Raw genomic sequence first — 19,386 nt, forward strand, 5'->3', positions numbered from 1 at the left:
AGTTACCAGTACTACGGGAAGAGCACCACTCTTCCCGTTTATTTTGCGTTAATCCCTAAAAATAGATAAAATTCATGTATAAAGTAATTGAAACTGCCGGGAGGTCAGCGCTGACCGCAGCAGGTCTCTTAATTGGAGGAGGAGTCGGTGCATCACTAGGCACAGCGATATTTCCCGGCGCAGGAACAGCCGTTGATTGTTTATTTGGTATTGGGTATGGAACACTCAGCGGCTTGAAACTTGGAACCATTAATCTAAATAAATTATTGGAGGAATAGAAATGGATGAGTGATTTTTTGGAACGTGTACAGCTAAAGATGCAGTGAAGCAAACAATCGAAAACAAGTTTGATGTGATTTAAACCGCGCAATATTTATATGATAAGCATAAAAAATCCACTTATAAAGTTAAAACAGAAGTCGAAAAGACAATACATTGAGAAGGAGGCTTTTTTCTATTCATAATGCTGATCTCCAAAGTATTTTGCATCATACCATCCAAATTTGGGAGCAAACTAACACCCCATTCTGGAGGAAACAGATTAGACTGCAATTCCTCATCCTAATGCGAAACATTTTCAAAGCCTCCAATAGCGTAACAGACCTCTGTTACAGATATCCGAAATGGGTTAATAGTTCCCTTGCCTTGATCGAAACGATGCTGAGGCGATCTGCGATCAATCATTTTTAGAAAATCGCACCACACCACCGCATGAAGGCTAGAGTTAATAAAAAAACCGAGAAAGGACACTTCATTTAAAAGTGTCTATTTCTCAGTTAAAGTTTATTCATCCGTTATGTTAACTAGCTAATTACCCTTCCATCGTTCTAATGGATTCATCAACCTTCACCATCATGGAACATTCTAGTCTCTTGTGGTAGATGTCACAGCTGAAGTCATAGGTTCCGTCCAGGGAACCAGTCGCGTGCAGCGTATTGGCAGGACAACCGCCGCTGCAGTAGAGATGCGCCCAGCAGTTCTTGTATTCCGGCTTCGAGTAGCAGTTGCTCTCTTAAATTGACATTGCAACTCTGTGCTCTTCATCTCCGACGAACTGGTGGTAAGGAAACAAAAAAGAGATGGAAATGATGCCATCTCTTTATTAAAATACTTACATTTTTCAATTGATTTACTGTTCTAAAAAAGATTCAATAACAATTTTGTCTCATTCGTGACTGTAAAGTCCAATAAATATAAGAATTCATTACACTGTATCATTCCTTACCAGTAGAGCGACACTCTCCACATGTGTGGAGCAATCAGTGCGGATAAGCTTAATATGATGCGACCCCTTCAAATGAAAGTCCGAACACAGAACATCGTGGTCCGGCACTTGTTTTTCAAGCGACCGATGATCATAATCCAGAAGCAGAGGCCAACCTTTAAATTCCATTCCTACCTCACCCAATAATCTTAACCGCATTCTCTTTAATCTGTGTAACCATCTCTACAAGTCTTCGTTGCTTCGTCCCGTCAAATAGCTTGATGAAACTCTGCGGCTTGTCAAAAGGCGGCTTAATCAGCTCAGACACATTGTCGATATAACCGTTCTGAACTATATAATCAATTACCTTTTTAACAAAGACAATCTGCCCTTGACTGAGCGACTGATCATTGATGAATTCCGAAAAAGCAGCCGTTGCCGCCTCGTACTCCAGCTTAGCGATTTTGCGCACCAGTAAGCCAAACGGGGTGTCCTTGAATTCTCGTTGATAGTCCTCCGCGGTACCGAGTTCGCCTGTAAAAATCATCTCCAAGGCTTCATAGTCCAGAGCAGTTAACGGGATATTATTTCGGAGCTTGTGAATCACAAGATTGTCCCGGTTCTTCTCAATATATCTGTTGACCTTGAGCTTATAATCCTCAAAGGTATAGGTCTCATACATTGCTTTTCCCTCATGGACTTCAAGAACTTCATCGGCAAGGTTGGTATAAATCGGATTCCTACCGCCTTCATCTACGATAAATTTAATGAGACTGCGTAGCTCAGTACGTACTTTTTCAAAATTCAGTATATTAGCATTTTCCCAGAACTCGTCCGTCCCTATGGTTTGGATAAGCGTTATTTTTTCTCTAACCTGCGGTATAGTTGCACGCTGCAATAGGGTTGTAGCTACCTCTATCAATTGCTTCTTACTCTTCTTGTATTGTGGCGATTCCTCAACCTGTGCAAGCATAAGACCATATATCAAATTATCAAAACGTTTGGCATGCTCATCTACATCATCCATGTAGACAATAGGCGCGAGATACTTAATCAGATTGGATTGATCCTGCTCCAGCAGGCAGACAAAAGCCGCATTATGTTTATACTTCTCTATGTATTGCAGCTGCATTTTTACAGATACTAATTCCGTATTAAGGGCTTGAATTTGTCCAATTACTATTTCTATTAAATCAGCACGAATCAATTGATAGGGTTCATCTATAAAGAAAGACTGCTGCATATGATGAATTAACCGAACCCGCTTGGCAAAAATAGCTTCGGACAAGCTGTGGGCTTCATTCCCCTGCAATCCCTCCTTATGTTGACGGAAGAACTCGAAGTTGCCCAAATAATCAAAAATAACAAAAATTGTCTTGTCTTCTCCCTCTCCAAACAGATCTTTACGAAGCCTTGTCCCCCGGCCAATCATCTGCCAGAACTTGGTTTTGGAGCGAATCCGCTTGAAGAATACCAGGTTGACAATTTCCGGCACATCTATTCCTGTATCCAGCATATCTACCGTTACGGCGATATAAGGACTTTTATTGGGTATTTTGAAATCATCAATCAGGCTTTGTGTGTAATTGTCACCCGATACAATTCGCTGAGAAAAATCCCCCTTATACTGAGGATACAGTTTATTAAATCGATCTACGATGTATTGTGCGTGTTGTTTGGTTTGTGCAAAAATAATCGTTTTTCCCAGTCGGTCTCCGCCTGACACTTTAATACCCTGAGTCATTAGATCCTCCAGCACTCGATCCACGGTTGCCTGATTAAAAATAAAATCGTTGATTGCTGGAGAGGGAATAAATTCAGGCATCTCACCTTCATCATCTGTAAAATCCTCTTCATATCGCGCCTTATCATCCTCAGAAAGAGTCTCATAAGTGATGCCCTGCTCCAGAAACTTCGTCGTAACTTCAATATTATGATAAGGCACCAGAACGTGGTCAATCTCTACAGCCGTCTCGTAGGGATAGGCGTAGGTCGGCACGCCGCTCTCCATCTCGAAGAAATCATAGGTGTTACGATCAACTTCCGTCTTGGGAGTAGCTGTCAGCCCCACAATAATGCCGTCAAAATATTCAAAAATGGTACGGAATTTCTTAAAAATACTCCGGTGTGCCTCATCCACAATGATTAAATCGAAATGGGCGGGAGTGAATAAACGCTTGCCGTCATCGCTCTTAGCCCTATCAATAGCATTCAGCATCGTAGGATAGGTGGAAAAAACAATGCGCGCCGTCTTGTCATCCTTATTACTAAGTAGATTACAAAGAGACATATCCGGCAGGTAGTTCTTAAAGTCGTCCTTTGCTTGTTTGACCAGGGCTTTTCTGTCGGCCAAAAATAGAATGTTGGTCACATACCCTCCACGGGATAACACATCAGTTAGACTGGAGGCTGTTCTTGTCTTCCCGGTTCCTGTCGCCATTACCAGCAAGGAGCGTCTATGACCTGTTCCAATATTCTCGCATACCGCACGAATCGCTTCCTTCTGGTAGTAACGGTCTGTGATCTTATCATCAATAACCACTTCATCCAAAACTTTGCGTTCCTTCCGCCGATTCATCAGCTTCTGCAAATCAGACTTGGAGAACACGCCGCTCACCTTACGCTGTGGAGAGGTAATGTCATCCCACAGATTGGTCTCGAATCCGTTGGTCGTGAACATCATCGGCCGTCTGCCAGTCATTTGCTCCAGACAATCTGCATACAGCTTGGCCTGATGGGTTCCGACCTTCGGGTCTTTGGAGCTACGCTTGGCTTCAATAATCGCCAGAGGTAAGCCATCTTTTCCATAAAGCACATAGTCGGCATACCCTTTTCCCTCATTATTAGGCATCCCGTACAGTTCCACTTCTTCCCTTACATCATCACCGATTGTCCAGCCAAGTAGCTTCAGGTCTACATCTATGTATTTCTTGCGCGTGCGGAACTCCGAAATATCCTCTGGAGTAAAATGGCGCTCTTCCTGATGCTGCTCTTTATCCGCGGTAAGCTTGTTACTCATCGCCGCGATCTGGGCACGCAGAGCTTCTATTTCAGATTCCTTTTGCTCGATTAAACTGTCTTTCTCTTTGATCCTGGCTTGATCAAGGATTACCTTCTCTACAGGGATATTACTCTCTGCGAAATGGCGTTCTTCATAATTAGCACCGTAGCAATAATCAATCCACTGTACGAATTCAAATAAAGCGGCAAGTGACAACACTGCATCACTACTGCTGATCGCCTTATCCGTATGTACCGCAAGGTTTCCCAGCTTGATAATATAGGAAAGCTTACCCCAAGTCTGGTTATCCATTGCGAATTTAAAGGTGGATTCATGAATCAATGCCTGCAAATTGTCCTTATACGGCATAGTGATAGTGTTATCGGCAGCGTACACCCATTTCACAGCAAGCTCAAAAGCCTTGCGACTGCCCACCGCCGCCATTGCCGGAGAGGTAGCAAGCACTCTCTCCGCTTCAATGGAAGCTGTAGCAAATAACTTATATTCCGTTTGTCCCTGTAAGAATTCAAAGTTAGCAGGCATTGGATTCACCTCACGGGTAGAATGTGGTAGAGATTAATTGAAAAGAGAAAATGATTAGGATAAGCAATCCGCTCGTTATTCGAAGTACTCGCTCATTAGGCTGTCGAAGAGGTGCTGCGTTTCGTCTATGGCCTGTTTGACGAGGGCTTTTTGTTCTTCTATTTTGGTGACGAAGTTGGCGAATTGGGTTTGGAGTTCGATTGGCGGAGAAATAATATCTAGTTCATTCAAAATCCTCAAGTTAATATTTTTTTGAGCAGACTCAGGTGCTTGCGCTTCAATAATTTTTTGAAAGAAGTCAAACCATATATATACAAATATATTATTTGTCTTCTCATTCGCATTAAATCCTACAACACTATCTGGAAAACACGCATCAAACCCTAAAATAGCAGTTTTTGCGATATTTGCTGCTATTGTTATACATAAGGTTCCAGCTTCCCATTTTTTAGATTGTTTTAAACCTAAATCTGAATATGTTTGCTTATACTGCCGAATAATAAAATCAGCATTTGCAATATCACCTGTTTGAATAAGTGGGTGAATACCACCTAAAAGAGTAGGTTCATTTCTCGGTCTATGTTTTGAGATTCCCCTATTCAAATCGCCTATTTCTGATAATCTTTTAATTCTCCATCCTTTTTCATTAGTCACAGGATCACCAAACATATCATAAAAGGTGGATTTAATAAGATTGTCCAGCTCAGCAAGCTGCTGTTTACGCATGGCAAGCAGTTCTACGGCGGTGTCTAATGATATGGAAATTCGCTTTTGTGTTACGAGAGATGGTAAAAATATCTCTGTTTCTTTAATAAATCTATCTAATTTCAAGTTAGAAATACCAGTAGTTTTATTTGTAAACTTTCTTGTACCACCCATTCTATAATTATAAAATAAATGATAAAACAAATATTTAGGGGAATTAACATTTTTATCTTTTAGACGTATTACCGATGTGAAATTATTAAAGAGATATTTATTATTCCCCCCTTCAAAGAATACCACTCTGCCCACTGGTTGTGCTGGACTCCCACCTGATTTTTCTATAATTATATCTCCGTTTATTAAATACTTCTCTTTCATTTTTTTAGCATCTATTGTCCTTGTAACGACATTTGAGTAATCAATGGTACCGTTATTAGTGAAATTCGTAGTGCGTAAAACAGGTGTTCCTTTACCTGCATCATCGTCACTCCCCCATTCTCCAGGTAACGGTTTTTCAATTATGTCTAATAACTTACTCACCCAGTACCCCCCTCAATTCCTCCATCTTGGAGACAATATCAAGGTTCAACTCATCTAATCGAGCCATGATTACTTCTGGCTTATCGTACTCTACCTTCCTATATACAACCTCTTTATATCTATTAATAGATAGATCATAGACATTGGCTTCAATCGCAGACTTGTCAACCAGGAAGCTTTGCTCTGTAGGTAGACGATCAGCTTCACCTTCAAGTTTATGGTAACGGGCAATGATATCTGGGATATCGTTAGCTTCAATAGGAGAACGTTTATCATCCAATGAATACCCATCCGCTTTCATATCATAAAACCATACTTTATCCGTACCACCCGCACCTGTCTTGGTAAACAACAGAATCGCCGTGCTAACTCCTGCATAAGGTTTGAACACGCCGCTCGGCAGGGAAATTACCGCTTGAAGCTGATGTTTCTCTACCAGCTCTTTACGAAGTGATTTATGCGCCTTGGTCGAACCAAACAGAACGCCGTCCGGAACGATACAAGCGCAGCGTCCACCTTTGCGGAGAATACGAAGGAAGAGGGCTACGAACAAAAGCTCTGTCTTTTTAGTATCCGTTACTGTTCTTAAGTTATCGTTGATGCTCTCAGCGTCTACAGTTCCGGTAAAAGGGGGATTCGCTAGCACAATATCATAGGCAGATGCCGTATTATTTTGTCTGGAAACACTGTCCACGTAATCAATGTTCGGCTGGCTAATAGAATGTAGCATTAGGTTCATGGTAGACAGGCGCAGCATCGTTCTGTCGGTATCATAACCTGAGAACATTTCACCTGAGAAATGCTCCCACTGCTCACTGGTCATTTCAGACTCATATTTTTCACGAATATATTCGGCAGAAGAGACAAGAAAGCCTGCTGTACCGCATGCAGGGTCAACGATCTTATCATTAGGTGTGGGCGCTAGTAGATGGACCATCAAGTCGCGAATATGCTTGGGTGTTCTGAACTGGCCGTTTTGTCCAGCCGAAGCCAGTTTGCCTAGCATGTACTCATAAAGATCACCCTGCATATCCAGGTTCTTGATATCATGTTCATACAGTTCATCAAGACCTGTGATCATCTTTTGCAATACTTGCGGTGTTGGAACTAGGAACATGGCATCCTGCATATAACGCGAGAAAGCCGTCATGTTCGTTCCATTCATTGCTTTGATAAAAGGAAATACCTTCGTGCCGACAATATCATAGATGATACGGGCATCTTTGGTTTTGAATTTACTCCAGCGCAGCTCTTGCCCCTCTTCGTCCTGGGGGAAAATCTTCGCCATGACTTCACCGCTTAAAGCCTCAAAGCTCTCATTCTCCAGTTCCTTCTCATCAAGGGAACGAATAAACATCAGATAGGTAAGCTGTTCAATAACCGTTAAAGGATTACTGATACCACCCGCCCATATATCAGACCATATTTTATCAACCTTATTTCGAACTTCTCCTGTTAGCATCCATATTGCTCCGTTCTATTCCATAGTCATTCTTTATTCAATAATACTCCTTTATTATACACCTATCTTCTCGATCAAAGTACCTAGATTCCCTATACTACCGCTGCCCTCAGTCAGATCTACAAAATAAATATGAATCGTAACTCCGTCATTACTTCTATATATAATTGGTGCTGTGATTTCAGACATCGCGGTTGTCCAAGGATAGACCAGAATCACGGTTCGGGCGTTATATTTTCTATGATACGCATAGGCTTGATACATGTCCGCTTGCGAGATACCGTAGTCTTTAGAAGGCGACAGCAGTTTCCATTTTGTATCCAAAACCACTATACTCTCACCACTGTTCACCACGATATCTGGTCTTAGCGAGAATCGTCTTGGATCATCATAGAGATGATGCAGGCGATCCTGAGCCGTTAGAGAAACATGCGAAGACCTCAAAGCTCCTCTTAATTGTCCAACAACATAGCTCTCAAACACCTTTTCCATAGGGAACAAAAGAGCATAGGCTACTCCGCTCCCCTTGAACGGAGTATAGCTATTTTGATTCAGGAACACTTTACACCATTGCAGGATGTTCCCATATTCACTCATATTCCGATCGGATGTCACCTTAGCGAAATCCAGTGTATGATCTGAAGAGAGATCTACAGCCTCAAATGCGGCTAATAGGGTGTGTAGATCCTTCTGTTTTTTTCTGTTAGAACAGACTTTTCTCAGAAGCTCTATTGTTGTTTTGATTAAGCGGTTCTCGGGACGATTCACGCTGAAGATTTCATATTCTATATAGAAACGCTCTTTGTGAGCTGCATTTAATCGGATATGCTGAGAGAAATTCAGCTTCCCTTTATAAAAATATTCGTTATCTTGATGTTCAGTATACGCAGACTTCAAACCGCGCTTCACCAGTATATAAGCTTCCTCAATGAACATCCGAATAAATATCTCCAGAATTGTGTGTGTATCCAGGTTCAGATTCGAGAAATTAAAATGCTTAAAGGGCATTTCCTTAAGCGATCTTAGCATATGCAAAAATACTTTTTTGGTATCATCCGCTGAGCTTTCGTCGTTCCGAGAATAGATTTTGGGCAAAATCTCAATCTCTGTTCCATTCTTCATCGTGATCAACCCCACATAGTTGCGGGCGCTGATAACCTTACCTATCCCCCGTTTGCTTGTTAACGTCATTAATTCTATAGCTTCCGTGTCGGTAGCGGACTCTTGCCGATTGGATAATACAAACTGCTCTAATTGATCAAAGACAGGCTCAGGTAGAAAGTGATAGGTTGCAGACGTTATATTCGGATTTTTGGTAAAAGAATCATATTCTTTAATGGTATACTTCATTCTGTTCATCATTGTCACCTATTATGGTAAATCTTGCGGTATGCTTCAATACGGCTAAAAGCCTCTTCATGGATCTCATAAGATACTTCGTCATCCAAATCATAACCGTTCAAATCTCCAAACAGTGCGTTTATATTCAACTGCTTAGCATGTATAAACTGGTCTTCTTTACTTTTATTATTGTCACCCAATACCAGCCTGATTTTGTCATAATCCTCATAGAAGTATTCCTGCAGAAGAGGGATGATCGTATTCCGAAAAATATGGCCAAGCTTGTCCAGTGATGAGTGCTCACTTAATGACATGAAATAAGCATGCCCAATCATATGCTCTCTGTCATACAGCACCTCGATACGACGGTTGATCATATTAAGCATTTCTGAGAGCTCAATTATTCCGGCATCGGTCACCAATTCCTGCAAAATCTCCGGCCTAGGCATCATCTCTGCAAAATAAAAGCGGCGGCGCAGAGCCGTATCCAGTCTGGCGATTGAGCGGTCAGCGGTATTCATTGTTGCCAAAATATAGACATTTCTGGGAACCCCAAACTCATCTTGGGAATACGGTAGGCGCAGTCTGATTTCTTCCTTTTGCCCCATACGCTTCGTTGGCTCAATTAATGTAATTAATTCCCCGAAAATCTTTGAAATATTGCCTCTATTAATCTCATCAATAATGAACACATAGTTATTCCCATTCTCCTGAATAGCTGTGCTGAGAGAAGTATTCAGTTTGTTCATAATGAGTAGTATATCTGCTAGAGTAATTCTATTCAGTCTATACACAGACCCCAATGTCATAACCTTGTTGCCGTTAAGATGATAAATGTTCTCGCGGATATCTTTAACCAGCCATTTCACTTTACGAGATCTTTTGTAGTCGTCCATTTCCTCCAGCCACTCATATTCACCAGTTACAACGCCAATCGCATCAATAGTTTTCTCATTATGTAATGCCAGCACAATATCACCGATCACCATTTCATTGATAAAGCGGGACAGAATAGTTTTTCCCCCGTGGTCTTTAAAATCTGTTTCCTCTGTAATCCGCTCTCCATATGAATCCCAGCCGATGCGTATTCGATTATGGTGAAAACAATCCCGCTTGACCGAATTGTCCCCTGAGCCTCCCAAAGATACTTTCCAGATTGTTGGATCTTGACGAATACCATACGTATTACTGTCTTGAATCACCGGTGTTTGCGCTCTTTCACAGAATTGCTTAAAGACCCCCGCCTTGATCTCGTACGCAATCTGATCATTGCTCTGGTCTGTGTCGCTATCCGATAACATCTTAGGTTTAATACCTTCGATAAACTCCTCGTAGCCATATGATTGATGGAATGTGGTAAATTCGATTTGCCCATTCTCTTTATAGTCGTGATAGCGTGTCAGTACCCTGTCATAGCCACTAGTCCTAACTTCTTGTAGAACTGTATGTACAGGCTTATTTTCAATAATAGCAACGGCATAGGCAATCGTATTGTATGTTTTACCGGTTCCTGGCGGACCGTATAAAATGATATTTTTATCGTTTAGGTCTACAAGATTATTAGTAACTATTGATTCCGTTGTAGACGCTTCTTCTAAAAAATCATAGCCCCTCTCCTGCTCTCGTAGAAAATCCTCATAATAAGCAAGCGCGTACTGAAAGGCTCTATTCCCAGCTTTAATATTCACTTGTTCAAAATTCTCGGCCCCTTCCATCAGAAGCCTCATCTCATGAAATTGATTAGCTGAAGTAATCTCAAATATATCAGCTGTTGGCAGCTCAATACCTATAAGTCTTGCTGGCGCCGTAGATAAAGAAGAGACATAAGAGCCCACAGTATTTTCTGAATATAACTTGCCGTTTGATTTGGTCTTTCGCTTTAGCCAATCTGCATATTGTCTTTTTTGAAGTTTAGATAAGTCACTCATTGTATTTAGGCTCCTCTGCTACAAAAGTCCTGTTTTTGAGATTATTATAATATGTCCTTGGCTCACAATACCATTTTTTTCAATTTCATAGATAACCTCAAATATCTCAGTAAGGTAAAAAACCTCCAACGAAGCCACTAGAGTATTATTGAACTGCAATAACGCTTTGATCCAATCTCAATAGATAACTGACCATGGAAGACATGATTATTGACCTGCATCGGACGGAATTGTACCCGGCATATTCCTATCATAACTAAAGATAGGAACGTGAATATACCACGTCCCTTTTCGTCCAAAACCATAGGCTACTAATTGTGGGTTTCTGCTATGATTTATCAAGTTCATAACCATTTCAGCAATGAAAGTATTCCTCTTATAGTGCCACCAATCTTTTATGATACCAAAATTGGAATAATTACCATTCTTCTTTACTTATCCTTTATATCATCTTCTTGCAATTTATTTATCCCTACGTAATCTTTTATTATCAATTCCTCTTCCATCGTAGAACTAATGATCTCATTAAGATGAGTATTCTTCGAATAGACTTTTGAAAACCATTGGAATAACCTGCCATATGTAATTATCTGATCTTTGTCCTCTGCTGTGAATACTTGCGTGTCAGAGTCAAGAAGCTTAGGTGGGTATTCTTTAACACCATTAAATTCGCCAATCCTTGTTAATCTTCTTTTTTCGTTTACTGCACGTAAATAATTATAATTATTTTTTAGATGATCCCCGTCGCACCATTGGCTGATTCTGGCCGAATTTACTTTATTGACACAAATTTTTTGGGCTAAATGCTGAATTTCAGTTTGCTTCAATGACACAATACATTTGACTTTTGTTAACTCAATAGCCTCATAAGTCAGTATTAATGCAGCTAACCATACAGACCCGAAAACGTCATCTGTAATATTTCCATACACATTTAAACTCATATACACACCCCTTACTTTTATCGTTATTCCAAAAACACTAGCCACTCCAGACTGCGCAATCGAAGTTTACTTTTATACTAAGCAGATGTCGGTTTATCTATTAACACTCTATGATTTTTTTCTCGATTGGTATATACATACTCTCATTGCACCTCAAAAAAATCCAATATGATAATATGGCATACGCGGAGTAAAGAGAATACTTCGAGTTCTGTACGTAAGATTGGAACATGCAAGTAGAATCTCATCAAAGTACCTAAATTCCCTATAGGAACAGTAATTTCAGACATAGTGGTTCTCCAAGGATAACCTCTAACATAGACCCAGCCAAACAACAAAAAAGCGAATTCAGCCCTATGCTGAATCCGCTTTTCCATTTCCCATCACAATTTAATCAATAAACCCAGACTTCTGCAACAACCGCTGAATCAGAACTGCCACTTCCGCGCGGGTGACATTAGCCTTCGCCTCCAGCTTATTGTCGCCACGGCCGCTGATTAAGCCTGCCTTGGCTGCAAGTGCCAGACTATCCTTAGCCCAGACGCCTATGTTGCCTTCATCTGTAAAGGCAGCAAGTACACTTGTCGCATCTACTGTACCAGTCTGGTCCGCAAGACCTGTTAACTTCATCGCTTTGGCGATAATGTTCATGGCCTGTTCGCGAGTGATTGGAGCATTCGGCTGGAATGTTCCGTCCTCAAAACCGGTGATCAGACCGTACTCGGATGCCGTTTCAACCGCTCCTGCATACCAGCTATTCGCTGGTACATCCGTAAATGCTGTCTTCCCTTCCCCAAGTTTCAGTCCCAGACCGCGTACGATGATCGCTGCGAACTCCGCCCGGGTGATATCTGCGTTCGGGTTAAACGTCGTTTTGTTCACTCCATTAATCACTAGACGAGATCCCATATCGTTCACTGCGTCCTTCGCCCAATGATTCTCCACATCCGAAAAAGTCAGCGGATGCCAGATCACCGAATACGAGCTGTTCGTCATACTCTTAATAACTGCGTAGTATTTGCCGTCCTTCAGAACGAATCTGGTCGGTACATGGCGTACTGTTCCATCTGGCTCCACAACGACTCCAGTCGTAATCCGGTTTGGATCAATACCATCCGGAAGCACCACTATCCGTTCCACATAAGCGTTGAACTGGCTCACTTCCACTGTCGATGTGCCGTAAGTAGCGGTAACACTGAAATCTAGTGATGGTGTAACGAGTGTGAAGCCACCTCTACTTACCGCACCCGCCACTACCTGATTCATGGATGGCGAGGTCTCGCTGATCGTAATCTTCAGTGTGATATCTTCCAGCTTCAGGCCTTTTCCAAGTTTCTCAGCTAACGCACCGATGTTGATTTCGTTGGCTGCCAAAGTATAAGTACCTTTGTTTGTCTGAAATACCAGGGTAGCCGATGCGTTCTCCATGTTCTTGATCATCTGACCGTTTAACTCAGCGACGATGATGTTGGAATTCAGCGTCACTGGAACTGTAACTACCGCCCCATTACCTTCCACGTCCAGCTTCGCTTGGAGTTTAGCTGGATCAACGACGATAATCGTTGTTCCCACGTTTCCTAAGGTCGTTGTTGTTGCTGTGCCCGCATTCTCTTCCTTACCATTAACAAGAACGATCACATCGGTAACAACTGTGTTCGCATTACCGGGGGTTATTCCGCTATTCGAGTTCCCTCCGGTTTCTGGGCGGACCGGATCAGTACCAGGTGTTAGGGTATCAGCCGCCACAGCTGCTGTTGCACTACCGTATTTCACCGCCTTACCGTCAGCATCTACCTCTGCAATCCCAATCGTATCCCCATTGGCCGCAGGAACCAATCCCTCACTGCCTACAAGATTGTATCCAGTCAGGACATCTCCCACATTTGGTACGACGACGCTACCTGCGCCAAAATTTTTATAAAAGAACTTATGTCCTTCAGTCAGTGCAGGCGTAACGGTGATTTGCGTATAGCCGTTATTTGCCGATCCACTCGGATCGATGGCGCTCACGTTCAAGCCATCCGCAGGGATAAGTGTATTAATTGTAAAGGTCAGCGTAGTTGCCGGTCCCGCTGGAACGGACCCGCTAGCTACCACCCGTACCTTAACGATGTGCTCACCGCTCAAGTCTGGCAAGTTGGTTCCGTCGTACCGTACGTAAGGTCCGTCGTCCAATGAAAATTCCATACTTGTGTCCAGACCAACAATCGTATTGTTCTGATCATCAGCCGTGACTTCAGGCGCAGACGGGATGACCGCATTCGAGTCATGAACAGTAATCTGAGCGGCAATAGAAGCGAATGCTGTTGCCGTTGCCTTTTCCCGAACATAATACGTGTCCGGCGCAAGGTCAGTAATAACTGTGTCTGTAACTTCTGTCCAAAGGCCAGTACTGCCTATTTTGTACTCCATGTGAACTGTCACATTCTGAATGGTGCCGTTATTAGCCCCATTGTACGTCACATCCGTAACAGTCACACCCACCGGAGCCGCTGCACGAGATGAAATGCTTAACGTCTGTACCGCACTGTCCGCAGTTGTTGAACCGTCACCTTTCTTAAGGATGCTCAGTGACGATCCCAACCAACTACTATCAATTTCCAGCTTGCCATCTGCTGTCGCCACAACCGCCGTGCCATTTACCGTGTACAAGCCACTTGGCGTCAAGCCTGTCAACTGCTCAGCCGCGTAGTCGATAACGGCCGCAGGCGTCGCTTCCGGCGTTGCCACGAATGCAGCCACCGTTATGCTCTGCACTTCTGACGCAAATGCCGTCACAGTCGCTTTCGTCCGCAAATAATACGTGTCCGGAACAAGTCCTGTTACGGTTGTGCCTGACATATCCGTCCATGCACCTGCAGTGCCCTTCTTGTATTCCATCACGGTTGTTACGTTCGTCAATGTGCCATCATTAGCACTTATCGCCGTTTCATCTGTGGCGGTTACGCCAGTCGGCGCCACTGAACGGGACGGAATGCTTAGTGTCTGCGCCACACTATCCGTTGTCGTTGAGCCATTGCCTTTTTTCACAATGCTCAACGACGTTCCCAACCAACTGCTCTCAATAGCTAGTTTACCGCCTGCTGTCGCTGTTACCAAAGCCCCGTTTACTGTGTACGAGCCGTTTGGCGTCAAGCCTGTCAGTTGTTCAGCTATATAATCAATAACGGCTGACGGCACTACTTCCGGTGTTGCCACAAAAGCAACCACCGCCACTTGCACTGAAGCTGAAGCAAATGCCGTCGCAGTCGCTTTCGTCCGCACATGGTACGTGTCCGGAGTTAGTTCCGTTACGGTTACACCCGGTACACCCTTCCACGCACCTGCCATACCCTTCTTGTATTCCATCTCGGTTGTCACGTTCTTCAATGTACCATTGTTAGCATTTATCGCCGTTTCGTCCGTCGCCGTTATACCTATCGGCGCCACTGGACGGATCGGAATGCTTAGCGTCTGCGCTGTGCTATCCGTAGTCGTCGAACTGTTGCCCTTCTTCACGATGCTCAGGGAGGTTCCCAACCAACTACTATCAATAGTTAGCTTGCCATCAACTGACACTGTTACCAAAGCGCCGTTTACCGTGTACGAGCCACTTGGCGTCAAACCTGTTAACTGCTCAGTAGCATAGTCAATGCTAGCTATCGGTGCTGCTTCCGGTGTTGGCACAAACGTAGCCACCGTAGCGCTCTGTGCTTCTGATGCAAATGCATCCACAGTTGCTTTCGTCCGCACATAATACGTGTCCGGAACAAGTTCATCTACGATTGCACCTGGTACATTCGTCCATACACCTGCTGTACCCTTCTTATATTCCATCGCGGTTGTCACGTTCGTCAAAGTACCATTGTTAGCACTTATCTCCGTTTCATCCGTCGCTATCACGCCAGTCGGTGCCCCTGCACGAGACGGAATGCTTAGCGTCTGCGCCGCGCTATCCAATGTCTTCAAGCCATTACCTTTCTTCACGATGCTCAGCGACGTTCCCAACCAAGCACTATTAATATCCAGCTTACCATCTATTGTTGCTGTTACTGCCGTACCGTTAACCGTGTACGACCCACTTGCCGTCAAGCCTGTCAACTGCTCAGCCGCATAATCAATGATGGCTGCCGGTGTTGCTTCCGGCGTTGCCACGAACGTAGCCACCGGAACGCTCTTCGCTTCTGACGCAAAATCCGCCGCAGTCGCTTTCGTCCGGACATAATAAGTATCCGGAACAAGTCTCGTTACGGTTGCACCTGAAACATCCGTCCACGTACCCGCCACACCCTGCTTGTATTCCATCGCGGTTGTCAGATTCGCCATAGTACCATCTTCAGCACCTATCGCCGTTTCATCCGTTGCCGTCACACCTGTCGGCTCCCCCGGACGGGATGGAATACTGAGTGTTTGTGCCGCGCTATCTGTTGTCGTCGAGCCGTTGCCTTTCTTAACGATGCTCAGTGACGTTCCTAACCAACTGCTGTCTATAGCCAGCGTACCATCTGCTGTCGCCGTTACCCCCGTACCGTTGTTAACCGAGTACGCGCTGTTTGGCGTCAGTCCGGTCAGTTGCTCAGCTGCATAGTCAATGATGGCTGCCGGTGCCGGAGATCCTTTCTCAAATATTTTGGCGGTTATTCTATAATGATCAGCATCCGTATTATCAGTTGTCACTAAGACAAGATTATCCCCAAAGGTGGGATACAATCGGAAGCTTGGATAATATTCCACAGCATACATCCAAGTGTCTTCATTGTAACCCTGCATAACCACCGGAGCGGAATCTACAGGCTGATCCGATGAAAAGACCAAATTGCCGTCATTGTCATAATAATTCAGGTAAGCATACTGCGTTCCCGACCATTCTTTACCGTTGTTGTATGCATCATTGATGGCATCAGTAGAAGCGGAGTCCGTACTTACTGTTACAAATCCCGGATTTACACCATCCCTATAAATAGCAGCCGAGGATTCACCTAGATAGCCACTTACCGTAAAACCGCCCTTTCTCGTACCATCCTTATCATATAAAGAGACCGTTGACGAGTTGGTTCTATAGTTATATTGGCTGAACATGAAGTTCCCGTTGTTCAACGTAGACAAAAACAGCTGTTTTTCATCCGTTCTTATTCCTTCATCAATCGTTTTTAACAGAGTCCCATTATTACTGAATATTTTCAGAAAAATTCTATCCGTACCAGGTCCCGAATTGTACGCAACCATATATACGCCGTCTCCAGCAGATACATAAGACATGCTCGCAACATACTGAACCAGAAGTGTTTCGCTTGAAACAGGTGTACCAGAGACTGGGTTACCCGAAACAGTGAACACACGTGTAGCCGTGCTAATATTGTCGTTTCGCTGCCAGGAAAAAGCTACATTGCCGTCCGACAACTCCGTTATGGATACAAAGCGTGTGAGTGCCGGACTACTAGCAGAAAATGTATTTATCTGCGTCTGACCGACCACCTTTTGTCCGGACTGGTTTAGCACCATAAAATAGGCATTAGGAGTGCTTTCCTTAACGGTCCCCAATTGCAAATTGCCAGCACCGCTGTCGCTTTTATGGTAAGTAATCAGAATCCTTCCATCACTTAGCGCAAGCATATTTACATCAGTCATTTGGTAATAGGTATCCATTAAGTTACTTAGAGGAACATCCGTTTTAGGAGCTCCTGCGCTATCAAATACCTTCAGAAAATAAGTATAAACGGGGGAATTTCCTTGGTAAGCGAATGTGTTCAGCACTACTGCGGTACTTCCGCCAGGAAGAATATCAACATCAGAAACATTCTTGCCCGAGGCGTTTGTAACCGGAGTCTGAATGGGAAAGTCCAGTGTTTTGGTGAATGAAGGCATAGCAGCGTATGCCCGGAGTGAAATCATTGGCAACAGTCCAATAACCAATATAAAAGCCAATCCAATCTTGCCTATCTTTTTTAACATTGCTTTCCTCCTTGTCGAATGACTATTCATATAATTGTTAACGCTTCCTTAATTGCAGTTACTACAGAAAAGAAGATTTCTATCCTATTATATCGACATTTCTCGGATAAAAGTTTATTTTTAGACAAATAAAACTATTGAATTGCGAATTCATTGTGCCTTTTGTCATATATATATTATTAAATTAAAGTAAAAACCCGGGATTTTCGCATTAAAAAAAACCGAGAAAGGACACTTCATTTAAAAGTGTCTATTTCTCGGTTATAGTGTATTCATCCGTTATTTTAATTAGTTAGGCTGTTCTTCCATCGCTCTAATGGATTCATCTACCTTCACCATCATGGAACATTCAACCCTCTTACGGAAGATGTCACAGCTGAAGTCATAGGTTCCGCCCAGGGAACCCGTCGCGTGCAGCGCATTGGCAGGACAACCGCCGCTGCAGTAGAGCTTCGCCCAGCAGTCCTTGCATTCCGGCTTCGAGTAGCAGTTGCTCTCTTTAAATTGACATTGCAGCTCAGGCTGTGTGATTCCATCCCAGAGGTTTCCCATGCTGTACTCTTCATCCCCTACGAACTGGTGGCAAGGAAAAAGCTCTCCCCAAGGGGTGACAGCAAGATATTCCGTTCCTGAACCACAGCCAGTAATTCTCTTTTGGATGCAAGGTCCTTCCGAGAGGTCTAGCATGTAGTGATAAAAGGTAAACCCTTTGCCTTGCTCACCACGCCCGATCATTTCCTTGGCGAGAATTTCGTACTGGTTGTATATCTCCGGGAGGTCCTCCTCGGTAAGTGCATAAGGTTCCTTTGGATCACAGATGACCGGCTCCATCGAGATCTTGTCAAAACCAAGGTCTGCGATATGAAAGATATCATTGGTGAAATCGACATTTTCACCAGTGTAAGTTCCTCGTACATAGTACTCTTGGTCCCCACGCTTACGAACGAATTCCTGGAACTTCGGAACAATATGATCGTAGCTGCCTTTTCCGTTAACCGTTTTGCGAAGTCGGTCATGAACCTCTTTTCTTCCATCCAGGCTTAATACGACATTGTACATTTCCTGATTTAAAAACTCGGTGACCTCATCGTTCAGCAGCATCCCGTTGGTCGTGAAGGTGAAGCGGAACTTTTTTTTGTATTCTTGTTCTTTGCTTCTTGCATAAGCTACGATTTGTTTAACTACTTTCCAGGCCAAAAGCGGTTCCCCGCCGAAAAAGTCGATGTCCAGGTTTCGATGATGACCCGAATTTTCAAGCAGGTAATCGATAGCTTTTTGTCCAACCTCATAGCTCATGATTGCCCGATCTCCGTTGTATTTCCCCTGGCTGGCGAAGCAATAGTCGCAGGATAGATTACAGGTATGCGCAACATTGAGGCAGAGCGCCTTAACATAAGTTTTTCGTTTTTTTAAATCGAGCGAGAGGTTCTCATACTCATCTTTTGTAAAAAGCTGTCCATCATTTTTAAGTTCCTCGATATCCGCGATGGTTTCTCGAATGTCGCTCTCGGAAATGCTGGAATCATCTTTATATTTATCCAACAGCGTTGTCACGATTTTTTCGGGGGAAGTTTTCTCATAATCCGCTATAATTTCATATGCTAGGTCATCAACAACATGCACCGAGCCACTATAGGTATCGAGCACGATATTGTATCCGTTTAGTTTATATTGATGAATCATACTTACTAATCAAGCTCCTTTTGCACACAAGTAGAAACGGCTTTGCCATCCTTTAGGGATAGTATCCATTTCTTAAAAATAGCCGCCCATCAGCAGAGCAATGG

The 19,386-nt window shown here is 43.4% G+C and carries 9 protein-coding genes and 1 pseudogene; 1 reads left to right on the top strand and 9 read right to left on the bottom strand.

Features of this window, described 5'->3' with window-relative positions; all coding sequences use genetic code 11:
- Window positions 1–74: 74 nt before the first annotated feature.
- Window positions 75–278: a hypothetical protein gene (locus NSS67_RS30920; RefSeq protein ID WP_339317609.1), complete on the top strand. Its 204-nt coding sequence runs from the start codon at window positions 75–77 to the stop codon at window positions 276–278.
- Between the two features lie 533 nt (window positions 279–811).
- Here the strand turns inward: NSS67_RS30920 and NSS67_RS30925 are convergent.
- From NSS67_RS30925 to scfB, 9 genes and pseudogenes are all read right to left on the bottom strand, one after another.
- Window positions 812–1,012, bottom strand: a pseudogene (locus NSS67_RS30925) (thioether cross-link-forming SCIFF peptide maturase); the annotation flags it as partial.
- 388 nt (window positions 1,013–1,400) lie between these two features.
- A complete protein-coding gene (locus tag NSS67_RS30930) occupies window positions 1,401–4,748 on the bottom strand; it encodes a DEAD/DEAH box helicase family protein (protein WP_339317610.1) in 3,348 nt (1,115 codons plus the stop codon).
- A 75-nt stretch (window positions 4,749–4,823) separates the two neighbouring features.
- Window positions 4,824–5,993, bottom strand: a complete 1,170-nt coding sequence (locus tag NSS67_RS30935) for a restriction endonuclease subunit S (protein ID WP_339317611.1) — start codon at window positions 5,991–5,993, stop codon at window positions 4,824–4,826.
- On the bottom strand, window positions 5,986–7,455 hold the full coding sequence (locus tag NSS67_RS30940) for a class I SAM-dependent DNA methyltransferase (RefSeq protein WP_339317612.1): 1,470 nt from the start codon (window positions 7,453–7,455) through the stop codon (window positions 5,986–5,988). The genes NSS67_RS30935 and NSS67_RS30940 overlap by 8 nt, the downstream gene beginning before the upstream one ends.
- A 54-nt stretch (window positions 7,456–7,509) precedes the next feature.
- On the bottom strand, window positions 7,510–8,817 hold the full coding sequence (locus NSS67_RS30945; protein WP_339317613.1) for an McrC family protein: 1,308 nt from the start codon (window positions 8,815–8,817) through the stop codon (window positions 7,510–7,512).
- Between the two features lie 2 nt (window positions 8,818–8,819).
- Complete coding sequence (locus NSS67_RS30950) at window positions 8,820–10,724, bottom strand: AAA family ATPase (protein ID WP_339317614.1); 1,905 nt, start codon at window positions 10,722–10,724, stop codon at window positions 8,820–8,822.
- 431 nt (window positions 10,725–11,155) lie between these two features.
- Complete coding sequence (locus NSS67_RS30955) at window positions 11,156–11,668, bottom strand: hypothetical protein (RefSeq protein ID WP_339317615.1); 513 nt, start codon at window positions 11,666–11,668, stop codon at window positions 11,156–11,158.
- A 390-nt stretch (window positions 11,669–12,058) separates the two neighbouring features.
- Complete coding sequence (locus NSS67_RS30960) at window positions 12,059–17,599, bottom strand: S-layer homology domain-containing protein (RefSeq protein WP_339317616.1); 5,541 nt, start codon at window positions 17,597–17,599, stop codon at window positions 12,059–12,061.
- Between the two features lie 288 nt (window positions 17,600–17,887).
- Window positions 17,888–19,282: a thioether cross-link-forming SCIFF peptide maturase gene (gene scfB / locus NSS67_RS30965; protein WP_339317617.1), complete on the bottom strand. Its 1,395-nt coding sequence runs from the start codon at window positions 19,280–19,282 to the stop codon at window positions 17,888–17,890.
- Window positions 19,283–19,386 lie beyond the last annotated feature (104 nt).

It is taken from the genome of Paenibacillus sp. FSL R10-2734 (assembly GCF_037963865.1).
GTDB lineage: Bacteria > Bacillota > Bacilli > Paenibacillales > Paenibacillaceae > Paenibacillus_AQ.

Excerpts from the sequence above, each read along its gene's own strand:
- NSS67_RS30945 (WP_339317613.1), bottom strand. The coding sequence starts at position 8,817 with ATGATGAACAGAATGAAGTATACCATTAAAGAATATGATTCTTTTACC.
- NSS67_RS30940 (WP_339317612.1), bottom strand. The coding sequence starts at position 7,455 with ATGCTAACAGGAGAAGTTCGAAATAAGGTTGATAAAATATGGTCTGAT.
- NSS67_RS30955 (WP_339317615.1), bottom strand. The coding sequence starts at position 11,668 with ATGAGTTTAAATGTGTATGGAAATATTACAGATGACGTTTTCGGGTCT.
- NSS67_RS30920 (WP_339317609.1), top strand. The coding sequence starts at position 75 with ATGTATAAAGTAATTGAAACTGCCGGGAGGTCAGCGCTGACCGCAGCA.
- NSS67_RS30930 (WP_339317610.1), bottom strand. The coding sequence starts at position 4,748 with ATGCCTGCTAACTTTGAATTCTTACAGGGACAAACGGAATATAAGTTA.
- NSS67_RS30960 (WP_339317616.1), bottom strand. The coding sequence starts at position 17,599 with ATGTTAAAAAAGATAGGCAAGATTGGATTGGCTTTTATATTGGTTATT.
- scfB (WP_339317617.1), bottom strand. The coding sequence starts at position 19,282 with ATGATTCATCAATATAAACTAAACGGATACAATATCGTGCTCGATACC.
- NSS67_RS30950 (WP_339317614.1), bottom strand. The coding sequence starts at position 10,724 with ATGAGTGACTTATCTAAACTTCAAAAAAGACAATATGCAGATTGGCTA.